General features: G+C 40.0%; 14 protein-coding genes. 5 read left to right on the top strand and 9 right to left on the bottom strand.

Going from position 1 to position 13,891, the window contains the following annotated elements; translation table 11 throughout:
• Positions 1-12: 12 nt before the first annotated feature.
• The 4 genes from ldpA to lepB all read right to left on the bottom strand — a co-directional run bounded on the left by ldpA (position 13) and on the right by lepB (position 5,344).
• A complete protein-coding gene (ldpA, locus tag IQ259_RS07255; protein WP_193883093.1) occupies positions 13-1,173 on the bottom strand; it encodes a circadian clock protein LdpA in 1,161 nt (386 codons plus the stop codon).
• Between the two features lie 338 nt (positions 1,174-1,511).
• Positions 1,512-3,347, bottom strand: coding sequence for a GGDEF domain-containing response regulator (locus IQ259_RS07250; RefSeq protein WP_193883092.1), 1,836 nt, complete (start codon positions 3,345-3,347; stop codon positions 1,512-1,514).
• Positions 3,348-3,904: 557 nt separating this feature from the next.
• Complete coding sequence (locus IQ259_RS07245) at positions 3,905-4,687, bottom strand: MOSC domain-containing protein (RefSeq protein ID WP_193883090.1); 783 nt, start codon at positions 4,685-4,687, stop codon at positions 3,905-3,907.
• Between the two features lie 15 nt (positions 4,688-4,702).
• Positions 4,703-5,344 (bottom strand): signal peptidase I, encoded by a 642-nt coding sequence (lepB, locus tag IQ259_RS07240; protein ID WP_193883088.1) that lies wholly within the window; start codon positions 5,342-5,344, stop codon positions 4,703-4,705.
• 243 nt (positions 5,345-5,587) lie between these two features.
• Here lepB and IQ259_RS07235 point away from each other — a divergent pair, with 243 nt between their 5' ends.
• On the top strand, positions 5,588-6,907 hold the full coding sequence (locus IQ259_RS07235; RefSeq protein ID WP_193883086.1) for a dihydroorotase: 1,320 nt from the start codon (positions 5,588-5,590) through the stop codon (positions 6,905-6,907).
• A gap of 998 nt (positions 6,908-7,905) precedes the next feature.
• Entirely contained in the window at positions 7,906-7,959 is a 54-nt protein-coding gene (patS, locus tag IQ259_RS27735; RefSeq protein ID WP_370568011.1) for a heterocyst-inhibiting signaling peptide PatS, read from the top strand.
• Between the two features lie 652 nt (positions 7,960-8,611).
• Here patS and IQ259_RS07230 read toward each other — a convergent pair.
• From IQ259_RS07230 to yvcK, 4 genes are all read right to left on the bottom strand, one after another.
• Entirely contained in the window at positions 8,612-8,932 is a 321-nt protein-coding gene (locus IQ259_RS07230; RefSeq protein ID WP_193883084.1) for a DUF5615 family PIN-like protein, read from the bottom strand.
• Position 8,933: 1 nt separating this feature from the next.
• On the bottom strand, positions 8,934-9,152 hold the full coding sequence (locus IQ259_RS07225) for a DUF433 domain-containing protein (RefSeq protein WP_193883196.1): 219 nt from the start codon (positions 9,150-9,152) through the stop codon (positions 8,934-8,936).
• Between the two features lie 300 nt (positions 9,153-9,452).
• Positions 9,453-9,905 carry a tRNA (adenosine(37)-N6)-threonylcarbamoyltransferase complex ATPase subunit type 1 TsaE gene (gene tsaE, locus IQ259_RS07220; RefSeq protein WP_193883082.1) on the bottom strand — a complete coding sequence of 151 codons (453 nt, stop codon included), beginning with the start codon at positions 9,903-9,905 and terminating at the stop codon, positions 9,453-9,455.
• 47 nt (positions 9,906-9,952) lie between these two features.
• Positions 9,953-11,323 carry a gluconeogenesis factor YvcK family protein gene (gene yvcK, locus IQ259_RS07215; RefSeq protein ID WP_193883073.1) on the bottom strand — a complete coding sequence of 457 codons (1,371 nt, stop codon included), beginning with the start codon at positions 11,321-11,323 and terminating at the stop codon, positions 9,953-9,955.
• Positions 11,324-11,497: 174 nt separating this feature from the next.
• Here yvcK and ruvC point away from each other — a divergent pair, with 174 nt between their 5' ends.
• From ruvC to IQ259_RS07200, 3 genes are all read left to right on the top strand, one after another.
• Positions 11,498-11,989, top strand: a complete 492-nt coding sequence (gene ruvC / locus IQ259_RS07210; RefSeq protein ID WP_193883071.1) for a crossover junction endodeoxyribonuclease RuvC — start codon at positions 11,498-11,500, stop codon at positions 11,987-11,989.
• A gap of 209 nt (positions 11,990-12,198) precedes the next feature.
• A complete protein-coding gene (locus IQ259_RS07205; protein WP_193883070.1) occupies positions 12,199-13,200 on the top strand; it encodes a 26S protease regulatory subunit in 1,002 nt (333 codons plus the stop codon).
• A gap of 27 nt (positions 13,201-13,227) precedes the next feature.
• The gene (locus IQ259_RS07200; RefSeq protein WP_193883068.1) at positions 13,228-13,404 is read left to right on the top strand and encodes a hypothetical protein; all 177 of its coding nucleotides are present in this window, start codon (positions 13,228-13,230) and stop codon (positions 13,402-13,404) included.
• A gap of 164 nt (positions 13,405-13,568) precedes the next feature.
• Here IQ259_RS07200 and IQ259_RS07195 read toward each other — a convergent pair.
• Positions 13,569-13,891, bottom strand: a 323-nt coding sequence (locus tag IQ259_RS07195) for a transposase (RefSeq protein WP_339383840.1), incomplete at its 5' end; no start/stop codon positions are given.

Here is a 13,891-nt window from a genome sequence, read left to right as displayed (position 1 = left end):
ACGAACGAGCGATTACCGCTCCTGCTGTGACTTGAGCTGAGAGACGAGAGAATGGGCAAGTTCTACAGCTTGCCAAAGTAAGTCTGGTTCTTCTTCTAGGCGGACAGTTTCTTTAACACTGGTGTTACTCACCTCCTTATTCTCTAACTGTTCGAGAATTGGCGACAGCAATACACGGGCGTAGCTTCCGTAGGCAATCCCAGCAACGAAAGCAGACGGGTAGGGGATGGGGGGCAGAGGAGAAGAATTTTCCCCCTTACTCCCTGCTCCCTGCTCCCTTGCTTCATTCAGTAGTCCCATTGCCTTTAACTTAGCAACGGTGTAGCTATTTGTGCCACCTGCTAATTGCACATATCCCGGTAACTTTGCTGCCAAAACTTTTTGTCCTAATTTCACTGATGCCAAAGTAGTGCCATCTCCAATATCACCACTCATGGGACGACCATCAGTTTGCCAAATTAAGGTACGAGGTTGTGGGCTAATTAGCTCATAAATTGCATTTAGGTAATCAATTAAGCCTTCGCCTTCAGGACAACTGATAGCTAAGACCTTAAGTTGTTTAGACCACGGTAAAATTACTTGCCATAATCTCTGAAATTCTGCCAACCGTCCGACTTTTGTGTGAATTTCTACGGCATCTACTCCCGTTGAAATTACCATTGGCGCGATCGCCTCTGGTGTTGACATATATGATCTAGTATAAATTATATCGTATGGACATAGTGGTATGCAACGACCGCAACCGTAACATTTCTGAGATTCCACTCCCGAAAAATTATCTTGTATCCGGTTAAATGCGATCGCCTGGGCTGGACAAACCCGTTCACAAGGTCTTGGGCAATCTGCGGGACATTGGGTTGAATCAAACTCGGCTTTGCGGAAATGGGGATCTTCACCATCGTTCAAGCTCATCATTAAAAAGGGCAAACTGCCTTGATGGCTAAAGCCCCGTTGTTGAGCTTCCATTGCTAGAGTTTTGGCTACTTGCAGTGCTTCTTGGGCTGCTGCTATAACCGCTGGATCAGCTGCCACATCTATGCAGTCAGCGCCCGCCAAAGTGTAGGCTAATGTTAAACTTCTGACTGCTGGTAGATGCTGGTAGCTGGCTCCACAGATGAGCTTGAACCAATTACCTTGTTCCAAGGAGTGTAAAGGGGCGAACAGATTGGTCACATCTCTATTATGCTTTTATGCAACTGAAAATAGTAGTCTTTAATCGATAAAAATTTTGGTTTCATTATTTTCAGTTCCAGATATCCAGGCTCCCACTTTTGAGCGCGGCTGTCAACCTATTGCTGCAAAAGATTTTCCTGTTGCTTTGAGCATATGTGTGTTGATTTTTATTTATTAACAAATTATAAATCTTAATCGTTATAGTCGTCTTGTAGAGATTGCTACTGAGATGATTTAATGGAGGTTGGAATAGTCTACTACCTTTGCTATTGCAAAAATTCATCTACACCAAGGTCATGATTGGCGATCGCCATCTCAACAGTCTGTGAAATTCAGATTTACCACTGGTGTGCATCTGCAATAAAATTAACCACTGATTGTTCTTCTAGAGGTTGAGAGAACAGATAGCCTTGAGCGAAATCACAGTTTAAACTTCTCAATTTGGCTAATTGTTCTTTGGTTTCCACTCCTTCAGCGATTACAGTCATCCCCATTGATTCAGCAATACTAATTATTGCTGGTACTAATCCCATAGTATCTTGATGAAATTGCATCTGGGTGATGAAAGACTTATCAATTTTTAATGAGTGTAAAGGGAAACTATGTATATAGCTTAGAGAGGAGTAACCAGTACCAAAGTCATCCATCACTAACTTAATCTTTCGATTTTTAATTTCTTCAATAATTGTCTTTACAACATTAGTGTTTTCCATAATAACACTTTCAGTAATTTCTAATTCTAAATTTAATGGGTTTACTTGAGTTTCATAGATAATTTTATCAATTTGTGCAATTAAGTTAGGTTGAGTAAAAAGACGCGCACTTAAATTAACGCTAATAGTTAGATTTTTTGGTGTAGCTGGGTGATTTTGCCAAATGCGTAATTGATGACAAGCCGATTGCAACACCCATATATCAATAGCATTAATCAAACCTGTTTCTTCTGCTACAGGAATAAACTCTGTAGGAGCAATTAGACCACGAACCGGATGTAGCCAACGTACCAATGCTTCAAATCCAGAAATTCTACCTGTATGAAGGGAAATAATGGGCTGATAGTAAATGATAAATTCTTCTCGTTCAACAGCTCTACGTAAATCATTTTCTATTTCTAGAAGTTGGATTGCTTCCTGATACATTGCAGGATCAAATAGTTTATATCTAGCTTTTCCTTGAGCTTTAGCTCGATACATTGCTGTATCAGCATCGCGCAATAAATACTCTGCTTTTTCGTAGTCTTTATTACCCCAATTAATGCCAATACTAGCATTCATGAATACTTCATATCGGGACAACTTGAAAGGGATGGATAACTGTTGTAACATCAGTTCAGCAACTTGGATCGCTGAACTGATATCTCTGAGATTTTCTATCAGAATGCCAAATTCATCACCACCTAATCTTGCTAGAGTATCACCTGAATTTAGACATAATTGAAGGCGGTGGGCAATAGCAATGAGTAATTCATCTCCTACAATATGCCCTAGAGAATCATTGACAACCTTGAAGCGATCGCAATCTAAATACAGAACAGCAAACTGATAACTTATGTCTTGTTTAGCTAGATCAAGAGCATTTCCTAGCTGTCTAATAAACAAAACTCGATTTGGTAATCCAGTGAGTGAATCATGAAGAACTATATCTAACAGTTTATCTTGCAGTTGTTGACGAGATGCGATTTCTCCTTGAAGTTTTTCAAGAGTATTTTCTAGTTCTAAAGTGCGATATTTTACCCTTTGTTCTAGTTCTGTGTTGAGTTTTAATATTTCCAGTCGTGCTGCTCTAAGTTCTAGTTGATTCTGTACACGTACCACAACTTCTTCAAATTCAAATGGTTTAGTAATATAGTCTACCCCTCCTAATCTAAAAGCTTTGATTTTATCAAAAATATCATCTAAAGCACTAATGAAAATTACGGGAATATCTGCTGTTACATCCCAACTTTTAAAACGTCGGCAAACTTCATAACCATCAACTTCCGGCATCATAATATCGAGTAAAATTAGATCCGGTAACACCGTTTGACAAGCAGTTAAAGCCATTTGCCAATTCAAAGCTTTGCGAACGTTATATCCTTTCCTAGCCAATAGTGAGGATAAAACTCGCAGATTGTCTGGCTTGTCATCAATTATTAAGATGTCTTTTTTATCCGGGTCTAACTGCTGGTAGTTCATTATGCCTTGCTTCTAGTCAATTCCATAATTGTCTCAAACGGATGGTTATTTGCGAAATTCCTAAAAACCCGGAATATTTGACTTTTATCTGTACAAGGTCGCAGATTTTATTTTCCAACTGAGTAGCAAGCTTTAAAATCAACAACCACAAGTGATATTACTATTTTTAGTATAAAAATTTACTTATGCCAATGGTTATGAATACATAAGTAGTTGCAGACAATTAAATTCATGGGTGGAGATAGGTGACAGGGGACAGGTTACAGTCAAAAATTGGTGTAATGAATACTGTCTGATTACTTATTGTTGGCAGATTTATTCCTACACTAAGTCCTCAAACTTTGTTATAGCACCTTAATTTACTTTATCTAGTCTGGTGATATATCCAACAATTTTAGATTTGTGATAGGTGTTGCGTTCGCGGAGTGTGTCGTAAAGCAGCGCAAGTCCGCACACGTCTTTTGGATTGACTGCAACTACAAGAGAAGGGAGTGATTGAGTTTTAGATTGACGATTTTATATTTATAAATTTTTAGCTTAAATTTATGTTAATTGTTTTAAGAAATTATTTCAATTTCATTACCAATTTGCAATATTTTACCAGCTTCTGATATTGGTAATTTGGTGTTTACACTCAACCGATAAAAATGATTAAAGTGGGATAAATTAACCCAATCTGGCAATGTGGCTTGCCGCTGTTTGATAAAAATTTTTTGAAAATTTGAGTAAGCTGATGCTGAGTCTGGATGGCGTGTTGGAACCACACAACGCTGACATGGGTTGACACCAAAAAACAGCACATCTCCCACTCGAAAGGAAACTAACTTGTCTGGTTCGCTAAATAACCGATCTTCCCAAAACGCTGGTACCCCTGCAATTTCGATATTGGCACGTATCCGACGGCGCATTTCATCAACACTCACGCCAGGAAACCAAGAAGCGACTTCTATTAAAGTTGCGGTACTAATCACCGTTGGCCCAGGAGAGTCTGTATCGTCAGGAAAGCCCATAAATGGGTTTTGTACTATGGTGAGAGGAAACCCAAAAAAATCACTCAAAGTTGCTGCTAGTGTTTGTTGTTCTGCATCCAAATGAAAAACTCTTGGTAAATCATGGTTTGGGATTTGGAGTGAGATAGTTCTGTTGGAAATGCTAAATTGCGCCCGCAACAAATGAATTTTGGCATGACGTTTGCCATTGACAAATCTACCTTCTTCGTCAATGATGGCAAACTTGCGATCGCACTCCAATGCGCCACTAGACAAAACCTTGGTTTGTGTCACTTCTACCCCATCTAGTGACTTAATCGGGTAAATTAAGATTTTGGCTAGGTACGGCATTCAACCATGACTCATTTATGGATACAATGGCGATTTATCAAGACCACCAATATGATTCAGCGGCCAAAAGCGCAGCACAGCCCGACCGATGATATTCTCGCGGGGGACAACACCCCAACAACGGCTGTCGTAACTACTGTTACGGTTATCACCTAACACTAAGTATGAATTTGGTGGTATGGTTTGAGGCTTTGCCAAGAAAGCTGCTTGCTGTCCTGAAGTGCAAACATCAACTACTGTACGCTGGTTAGAGGTGAGATAACTTTCTTCATCGAGGGGTTTTTTATTAATGTAGACTTTACCATCCCGCAGTTCTACGGTTTCTCCTGGTAAGCCAATAATCCGTTTGATAAAGGCATCGTGATATTGTTCTTTTTTGAGTTCGTTAGTAGGTGAAAAGACGACAATATCTCCCCGTTGGGGGATGGCAAACTTATACTTCAACTTATCAACAATAATCTTGTCTGCTTCCCACTGGTTTTGGGTACCATGCAAAGTTGGTTCCATAGAGCCAGAAGGAATCCAGCGAGCTTCGGCCACAAAAGTACGAATGCCGAGAGCAAGAACGATACTTAATACAACTGTTCTACCTAGCTCGGCAATCCAGGAATTATCGGGTTTTTGACTAGAATTTTGATCAGACACTTGATTTTGCATGAAAGTACTGAAGTCAAGAAAAGTGTAGAAATTAACTAGCTCAGGGAGACTCTATTTGTTAATTTTAGCGGCAGAATTAGGTTTTACTGGTTGGTTTTGGCATGTTCACAGACAGATTCATAAGTTAAAAATAAACTTTTTTTTAATAACCTGCAAAAATTTATGCCGGAGAGCGCAACCAAGTTTAACCTAAAATCATAGTTCTCTGTAATACATAACTCTCTAACTAAATTTTTTAACACTATGTCGTCTTCACAAAGTTTATTAATTCGCCACGCTCGCATTGTTCTACCTAATAGTGAATTCATGGTAGGGGATGTACTCACACGCGATCGCCTGATCGTGGAAGTTGCACCAGAGATTGCTTTTGCTGTCCCAACCAGAGAAATTGACGCAGATGGGTTAACTTTGTTGCCAGGAGTTATTGATCCGCAGGTGCATTTTCGAGAACCCGGACTAGAATACAAAGAAGACTTGTTCACCGCTAGTTGTGCCTGTGCAAAAGGTGGTGTCACTTCTTTTTTGGAAATGCCCAATACTCGTCCCCTGACTACTACCCAAGCCGCATTAGATGACAAACTACAACGGGCTGCTAGTAAGTGTGTAGTGAATTATGGCTTTTTTATTGGGGCAACGGCAGAGATACTGCCAGATTTGCTGACAGCTAACCCCACATGCGGCATTAAGGTTTTTATGGGGTCGATGCACGGCCAGTTACTTGTTGACCAAGATGTTGTACTGGAAGCTATCTTTGCTCAGGGAAATCGCTTAATTGCTGTTCATGCCGAAGACCAAGAACGAATCAACCAGCGACGACAAGAATTTGCTGGCATTCATGACCCAGCGATTCACTCCCAAATTCAAGATAATCAAGCCGCACTTTTAGCCACACAAAAAGCCTTAAATCTTTCTAAAGAATATCAACGTCGGCTGCATATTTTGCATATGTCTACAGCAGAAGAAGCAGAGTTATTACGTCAAGACAAACCGAGTTGGGTAACAGCGGAGGTGACACCCCAGCATTTGTTATTAAATACCAGTGCCTATGAACAGATTGGCACATTAGCACAGATGAATCCACCTTTGCGATCGCCTCACGATAATGAAGTTCTCTGGCAAGCTTTACGCGATGGTGTCATCGATTTTATCGCCACAGACCATGCACCCCACACCTTGGCAGAAAAAGCCCAAGAATACCCCAATACTCCTTCAGGAATGCCTGGTGTAGAGACTTCCTTACCTTTAATGTTAACTGCGGCAATACAGGGAAAATGTACTGTAGCTCAAGTTGCTAACTGGATGTCTCAGGCTGTGGCTCAAGCATATCGTATTCCCAACAAAGGAGCGATCGCACCAGGTTACGATGCCGATTTGGTAATGGTAGACTTGAATGCTTACCGTCCAGTCCAACGGGAAGAGTTGTTAACTAAGTGCCGTTGGAGTCCCTTTGAAGGCTGGAAACTCACAGGTTGGCCTGTAACTACTATTGTTGGTGGACAGATTGTTTATGAAAATAATCGGGTAAATACGGATGTGCGCGGTCAAGCTTTAACTTTTTTGTAAGAAGCACCGAACTCAGAAATCTGTTGTTTAACTTCTTTCTCAAACTAACATAACTACGTAGAAATACTAGCATTAAGATTTTTATCAAAAAAACTTAGTTATTTATACGAATTCAATTCGTATAAACATTATGCCACTTGGTTAAAATTATTTGGGCTTTATCAATAGTTATCAGTACGAGTATAAGATTTTCTTTTAAGAATACTTATTTAAATTAATTTATCTCATAAATCTATAATTAGTTACTTTTTGTTTGCAGATCCTGAGCTTATCTTGGGAATACTAGGTCAATGGATAGCTTAAAAGATGACTGTAGCGATCGCAAATCATTTAACCTTTCTCCACTGGCTTTTTGTATTTAACTATCCGGATTTTTCAACTAAAAAATGAAGAGAATTAATAGGGATAAGTAAATGGGCAAATTTCTGTGAAAACTCTGTTTTATACATATAAAAACTTTATATGCACTTAATGTGGACGCTCTTAAAACTTATTGTTGACATTGCTGATTGATTTATATTCCGGGCGGTGTGAGCTTATAAAGCCTTTCATCAGCCATTAAAACGGAGTCAAACAGGAAAAACGAGCATCCAATTAAACAAACTAAAAGAAACAATTTACTTAGTTAATCAAAGGAAGGTAAGAAGAAAGACAAACAGAATACAAGCAGTTTAGACAATCTTACCAGTATTTACTGGCTAACGGAAAGTCATCTGTCTATGAGCCTTCTCAGAAAGATGATTCCCAAGAGAACAAATTAAAGTCCGTTCTGATTTGAAGATAATTGCCCTTGAGTGCAGGTACTCAAAATATCTGGCAGTTTGCCAGATGTCACTCTCCAGAGAATTGTTTCATTCAGACGCTTTGAATCAGTATTTTACTGACATCTACAGCAATATAATCTGCAAGCATACGCCAAACTTAGCTAAACGCAGCAGCTAGTAAATGTCAATCAACGCCAGACTCCGATTGAAAAGTATTTCATTTATTTTTGAATAATGAAGGCAGTAATGTTAGTCAATTTCTTAGATGAACGCGGTAGCGGCAGATAGAACGAGTGTAGAATCAGCCCTCGGCTATCGGTCAAAATTTTGTAGTGTCATAACAATGTGAGGCTTCTTTGGATAAGACACTTGTCCTTGTAGTTCAGTTAGTAGAACTGCATCCAGACCAGCCTAACAACCTACAGTAATAGAAGTATGAATTCTGAGCGGTGGCTTTTGCCGCTCAAAATTTTTTTGGGTAGGACAATCGACACAACTTCTGCCTACCCATAATACCAATTCGTAATTACGACAGTGCGATCGCTGATCTTGTCATAACAGCGTGATACACCGCGCTGACTGGAAGTCGTCGGTGGTGCAGAAACACTGGGTTAGAAGTCAATTGCTAACTGTAATTAATAGCTAATTGCTGGTGAGTTTCAAACTAGCAATTAGCTATTTTTGCTTTTAAAGATATTTTAACAAAGAAGTGCGATACAGCTAATTGTCTCTTTTGTATCACCCAAGAAGTTATGCTATTTCCTAGGTGTAATTATACATCTTAAAATTCAGTATAGTCCCCCAGGCGTAGAAAAATGGAAGCGATGATGTCTGTCAATCTTTTTTTACACTAGCGATCGCTCTTTTTTCCAGGAGGCGGTCGCGGTTTATACACGTCACAGTTGAGTGGTGTGATCGCACTTGCTAGATCAACAATATTTCATTCACACACCACTGTAGCTGTCCCCTTTGGAGCCGTGTCAACAATTGCCAAAATTTTAGGGATGAGTACTTGAATATCTGCTAATCGATTTGATAGTGCTTGCAACACTAAAACAGCTAAATCTAGAACTGCCAAATTTTGCTGAAACGGCAAATTTCGATCCACTGTAATAAATATGTCAAACTCAATTTCAGCTAAACGCAAAAGTTCTCCATCTTGGATACCGGCCCAACCCATCTGCGGCACAGTTTTTACAATGTGTCCCGACAACTGCTTTGCCAGTCTTCGATCAATACATTCGTCAAGCAGAATATTCACACTATGCAACCAGCTTGAGAATTTGCGCTTGTGCAGCTTCTAGAAAAGCAATTACCTGTTCTCGTTTCACAGTAGGAAATCCTTCTAGAAAATCATCAATAGACTCTCCCGCCTTCAAATAATCTAGCAAGGTTTGTACAGGCACTCGTGTTCCGGCAAAAACTGGCGTACCACTCATCACATCTGGTGATGATGTAATGATTGCTGACTGGCTCATGATCTCCTTTCTTAAATACCGCATTTATGATATCAAGGATTGCGATCGCTTCCCATACATTATTTAACTTGATGATTTCAAGGAAATTTATGAAAGTGCGATCGCCTATTTAGTGGATAGCTATATCAAGCAAGCAATCCTAGGAAAGCCGCAGTGTTAATAAAGCCAAGGAATCATAGCGATCGCCAGCTTACACAACATAAGTAGTAAGTCAAGTTGAGCGACCGCCTACTTGCCTCAGAGCAAAGTAAGTTCGTTAACCCATCCTACAAGATCAGGCGATCGCACTTGCAGAACTATATATTACTCAACAAATAATTCGTTAATGTTGCAATTAAGTGGTGTAATTTCTACTTGGCGATCGCCATTGTCTCCATAGGTTAAACACACACGCAGATAACTATCTGGCTGGTAAGGCATCCGTTCAGCCCACTCTATTGCTACAATTCCTGGTTCTATTTCAATACCTTCCCAATAGGTTTCTAAGTTTAAAGCTGCAACCTCTTGTGGTTCCAAGCGATATAAATCTAAATGGTAAAGAGGTACGCGTCCTTGGATGTACTCATTAATGAGAGTAAAAGTAGGACTAACAATTGATTCTGTAATTCCTAAACCTTGACCAATACCTTGCACTAGTGTAGTTTTACCAGCACCTAAGTCTCCTTCTAGTAAAATCACACTACCAGCAGTCAATATTTGACCTAGTTTGATACCCAAATGCAGGGTTGCTTGTACATCTGCAAGAAAAATTTTCATTGTTGGTCAATGGTCATTAGTTTATACAAATGACTAATAACTAATTATCATTTCCCATGATGAGCGCCACCGTACCACTTTAACAAAACTTTTGCTAGTTTCTGGGGATTGTGACGTACAACACCAGTTTCATCTTCATACAACACATTAGCTACAACAATCCGTCGCCCTAGTTGAGATACATCTTCTCTATCTAAGAAAACCGGATGAGAATTTTGTTGAGCATAGCGGATGAGTGACTGAGGAGAAGGAGATTTTTTGTGTACTAGTACAGCATCAAACAGCCGTCTTTGTCCACAAGCAGCATCAATTGCTCTGATATGATCAGCGACAGTATATCCTTCTGTTTCGCCTGGTTGAGTCATGATGTTGCAGACGTAGATGCGAGGAGCTTTGGTTTGAGCGATCGCATTAGCAATTTCTGGGACTAGTAAATTAGGAACCAAACTAGTATATAAGCTACCCGGCCCAATAATAATATAGTCAGCTTCTTTAATTGCTTTAATTGCTGCGGGTAAGGCTGGCGGATTAGCCGGTGTGCAACCAATATTAACTATTTTACCTCCAGCTTTAGGAATACTGGACTCACCATCTATGCGACGGCCATCTTCTAATTCTGCCCATAGGCGAACATCACTAAGAGTTGCTGGTAAAACTTGTCCCCGCACTGCCAACACTTTAGAACTAGCAGCCACAGCACGTTCTAAATCTCCAGTAATATCACTCATGGCAGTTAAAAACAAATTACCAAAACTGTGACCAGTCAACCCATCGCCAGCCCGAAAGCGGTATTGAAACAATTCTGTTAAGAGCTTTTCTTCATCTGCCAGTGCTGCCAAACAATTGCGAATATCTCCTGGCGGTAGAACTCCAAATTCTTGACGCAACCGCCCAGAAGACCCACCATCATCAGCTACCGTGACGATCGCACTAATATTAGCACTATAAGTTTTCAGTCCGCGCAACAATGTAGAAAGTCCTGTACCACCGCCAATCACTACGATTTTTGGCCCGCGGTACAAGCGGCGATGCGCCAGCAAGACATCGATGAGTTCAGCATCACCTTCTTGTTGGAAAGCCTCTGTGATGGAGCCGACGGTACGAGTTTGCCCCCACAGCAACAAAAGTAAGCCGCCCAGCAATACCAAAGGGCCACTGATATAGTTGGGTAAGATGTTGGTGATTACTCCCAGAAAACCTCTTAGCAACTCCAACAGCCAAAAAATCGGGGTTAACTTTACCCATATAGCTAACCCCAGACTTGCCAAAAATACACCACCAACACTGATGAGTAACCAGCGTTTTACCGATAGTCCAGGAGATAACCACTTAAACCACTGGTTAACCCGATGAGATGTGCGACTGCGCGACTGCTGTTGCAGAGCGTTGAGGGCTTGTCTGAGAAAACCAATTGACATACCTGATTTTAAGCAGTGCTAGAAACTAATGATTAACAGAAAATCTACACTACCTGGTTTTAACACCAAGTGTGTCATTATTAAATATTTCGATGCTTTGAGACTTACAAAAAGTCATCAAATTTGCCAGTATTCCCAGTAAAACAATACCCTGGCTGGGTCAAAGTTAATTTAATGGAAAAACGAATTTTAGGTTTAGATCCTGGATTAGCAATTTTAGGCTTTGGTGCAATTACTTGCAAACAAAACCCTACTCAGGTACAAGACACAACGATAGATATGCTTGATTTTGGGGTTATCAGAACATCGGCAGATGCAGAAATGTCTCAGCGCCTGTGTACCTTGTTTGACGATTTGCACACCCTGATTCAGGAATTACAACCAGACTTGGTTGCGATCGAGAAGCTCTTCTTCTATCGTATGTCAAGTACTATCCTCGTTGCACAAGCAAGAGGTGTAGTTATGTTAGTTTTGGGACAGCATCGCTTACCATACATAGAATTTACCCCGGCACAAATTAAACAAGCCCTAACCGGATATGGCAATGCAGATAAATCTGAAGTGCAAGCAGCAGTAGCGCGAGAGTTGAATTTAGACGCAGTTCCTAAACCAGATGACGCGGCGGATGGTTTAGCAGTAGCTTTGACAGCATCGTTTCAGTTGTGATTATGTAGGGAAATAAATAAGTTATTTACTGGTTCGTAAATTTCTTTACAGGCCAGTCAAGTCATTTATTAAATGTCATAGAGTAACAATAGATATTTTATGTATCTAAATACAATAAATATAAGCAAAACTATGATTTTGCATCATCTTAAATAGTATAATTGTACTAATAGAATGATAAAAAGCTACTATTTGCACTGAGAGGCAAAATGAAAGCAGAGCTTCTCAAGAGATTTTTTAGGGCGATCGCTAGTTCGGATCAAGAGGCGATTGACAAGCTGACATATTTAGTGATTGAAGAAGAACGCACTAAGGGACATACTCTCTTAGCTGACCAGTTAGAGAATATTACTAAAAAGAGTCAAAAAGAGAAGTCTGCCAACCCTAGTAAACTAGCTTCCTCAATACCAGAAAATTTACAGGCTTTAACTGAATTACCAACTAGTAAACGATTTAATCTTCCTCTGGTAACTACTATACCAAGGGACAAGTTGCAGCATCATATGGTGTTGCCTGAAAATATTGAGAAACGTTTTTGCCGAATTGAACGCGAGTATGCGGCAAGAGACAGGTTGGCTCATCATGGATTGCGTTACAGACAAAAAATTCTTTTATATGGGCCTCCTGGCTGTGGAAAGACGCTAGGAGCAGAGCGTTTAGCTTGGAATACTGGTTTACCACTTTTGAAAGTTCGGTTTGATGCAATGGTGTCATCTTTTTTAGGCGAAACTGCCAGCAATTTAAGACTTGTATTTGAGGATGCCTCAAAAAGTCCATGTTTATTGTTTCTTGATGAATGTGACTCAATTGCTAAGACACGAGAAGACTCTCAAGAAGTAGGAGAAATTAAGCGAGTAGTCAATACATTTCTTCAAATTTTGGATGAGTATCAACCCTCTTCAGGGCTTTTAGTAGCAGCAACGAATTTAAATAAATCTCTAGATACTGCCCTTTGGAGAAGATTTGATGATTTGATCGCAGTACCCAAACCCGGAGAACAGGAGCTAGAATTTATACTAAAGGAAACGCTATCTGCAATTGAAGTGGGATCTATCAACTGGCCAAGGATCATTGAGCAGATGAGAGGTTTTTCTGCGGCTCAAGCTGTGAGGGTTGCACAAGATGCGGCTAAAAGAGCAATCCTTGAGCGAGAGGAGCTAGTGATTCAGGAACACTTAGAAGAAGCGATCGCAGAAATCAAAGTTTCCTAGTATTAATTTTTGGTGTTGGAGAAACAAATGGTTGATAGTTCTCAAGGTTTTCCGCATATCGATCTCAGATTAACAGACAAGGGTACAGCAAAATCTCTAGGTGGCGGTGGTAATAAAAAACATACTCAGACACATATAAATTTGTCTAATCGGCAGGGACACGGAAGTAAAATCCAAGAATTAGTATCAATACTTCTCGGTTAAGAATTAAGCAGTATTAAGAATAAAAAAAGTGCGCGGTTGAAGTTTAGTACCCGTTACTCTATGGATTGGTTTTTTAGATGGAAACTTTGAACGGGGTTTTTTAACGACTCTGGGATTTGTTCTGCCTTGCCTTGGCGGAATTTTTTGCTCCAAAATTTCAAGGATTAGTTTGGAGAAAAAAAGGGTAATTGCTCACTGTTAGCATCTTGAAAATCAGCAATAGCGCGGCGAATAACTCTGAGGGTACCAGTAAAACCTAAGCGCAATGGAGATATGGAAGCAGTAGTTGCGGCTTGAAACATTAAAGTGCGAATTGCATAATGGCTTAAAAGCCAACCGTAGATTTCTTGAACAACTTCGCGGGGTTTGAGAGAACGAATGGGAGTTTTACGCCCATTTAGATGAGTTTTTAACTCATCAATAGTATTTTCGATTTCCCAACGTTGATGATACTCTGTGGCTAACAACAATGCAGGAAATAAAGCAA

This window comes from Fortiea sp. LEGE XX443, assembly GCF_015206815.1.
Taxonomy (GTDB): domain Bacteria; phylum Cyanobacteriota; class Cyanobacteriia; order Cyanobacteriales; family Nostocaceae; genus Nostoc_B.
Note: the sequence above shows the minus strand (reverse complement) of the source record. Positions and strands in the feature narration are given on the sequence as shown.